Origin of the sequence: Solidesulfovibrio aerotolerans, assembly GCF_009856865.1 — a bacterium.
GTDB classification, from domain to species: domain Bacteria; phylum Desulfobacterota; class Desulfovibrionia; order Desulfovibrionales; family Desulfovibrionaceae; genus Solidesulfovibrio; species Solidesulfovibrio aerotolerans.
The window spans coordinates 1-1,445 of sequence record NZ_WVUD01000115.1; the positions used below are offsets into that span (position 1 = coordinate 1).

Annotated in this window: 1 protein-coding gene; it reads right to left on the reverse strand. The window is 51.3% G+C overall.

The features are described from left to right. Positions 1-13: 13 nt before the first annotated feature. On the reverse strand, positions 14-1,156 hold the full coding sequence (locus GTA51_RS20330; RefSeq protein ID WP_160964302.1) for an IS4 family transposase: 1,143 nt from the start codon (positions 1,154-1,156) through the stop codon (positions 14-16). Positions 1,157-1,445 lie beyond the last annotated feature (289 nt).

Below are 1,445 nucleotides of genomic sequence, written 5' to 3' on the forward strand. Positions count from 1 at the left end.
CATTTCTGTCCGGCTAATTTAGAAGAGATAGCCTGCTAGAATTGTTTGGTTTTAAGCGTTGCCGTCGCGGGTCAATGAGGTCGAGAATTTCACATTGCTGAAACAGATTTCGTTGCACCAGCCGGGCCAGATAGTGCAGGGAGATGACGATCTTTGACATGAACTTCTGGTAGGCCAGAAGCAGGTACGCAATCAATGCCACATAGACCTGAGAAAGAACGGCGTTTTTCGAGTTGCCAAGAAACGACTTGATCTTGAGGTTCTGCTTGATGAACCGAAAGAAAATTTCGATCTGCCAACGCTCCTTGTAGATGTCGGCAATGGTACGGGCCGGCAGGGTCATGTGGTTGGTGAGGAACTCAAAGCACTTCCCGGTTTCCTGATCCCGATAACCAACTCGGCGCAGGGTCAAGGTCTTCTCGCCATCGGCAACCTGGATGATGTGGTCGGAGGTTACACCCGTTGCCCGGTCCGTGCGGTTACGCTCAATGACTCGGAAACGTGCGTTGATCTTGAGCCGCGTGACCAGGAAGACGTCGGATTTACAAAGCTGCCGGAACCAATTGTAGTCGTTATAGCCCCGATCAAAGACCACGATCGATCCTTTGGGCAGGTTGAGCAGCTTGGCGATGTTGACCTCATGGCATTTGGCTTCGGTGACGGTGACCACCGACGGGAGATAGCCGTTATGGTCAATGACCGTGTGCACCTTGATGCCTCCCTTGGCTGTTCGAAATTTGGCCCAGGGGAACAGGGTCAGACACAGGTCGATGACCGATGCATCAAGGCTGAAAAGTCTGTTTTTAATAGAAAATTTGTGTTTTGGCGCTTGAGAAAGACACCTCGTATAGAGTTCGCCGAACAGGGCTTCAAAGAGCGTGTATGGCCGCTCCTTATTGGCGTCGGCAAAGGTGGACCGGGGCACAGGCTTCACGCCAAGATGGTAGAGCCGGCTGGAAGCGGCATTCATGCCCATGATCCCGTCCCGCAGGCTTTTGCATCCAGCCAACTGGGCGTGCAGCAGGTGGACGAAATGGCTCCACGGGGAAAAGGTCCGAGGCGAGCGTTTTGGTTTATGTAGCTTAGATAACTTGGCAAATACAGATTTTGGCACCAGGGATAGAAATTGGGCGAAGACGATGATAGCGCTTTGCACGTGCGGAATCCTCTTGTCGGTTTGCAGGTGAGCTTCAGAACTACACCATACAGCAACGAGAGTGATTCTGCATAGTTGTAAAGGGCGCAAAGAAGCACTGCCTGCTCTAAAACAGGCTCCGTGGTGCTCTCTGCTGCCAACTGACGCCGTTGTGTAAGGATTTTTGAACTTGATGTCATGGCAATTTATGCCATTTTTTCAAAATTGATCGCCTAAGTGGAAAGGCATCATGAGCTTGCACCAGTTGTCGCTTTCAGGCGTCAAGCCTTTTCTTAGCCGGACAGTAATG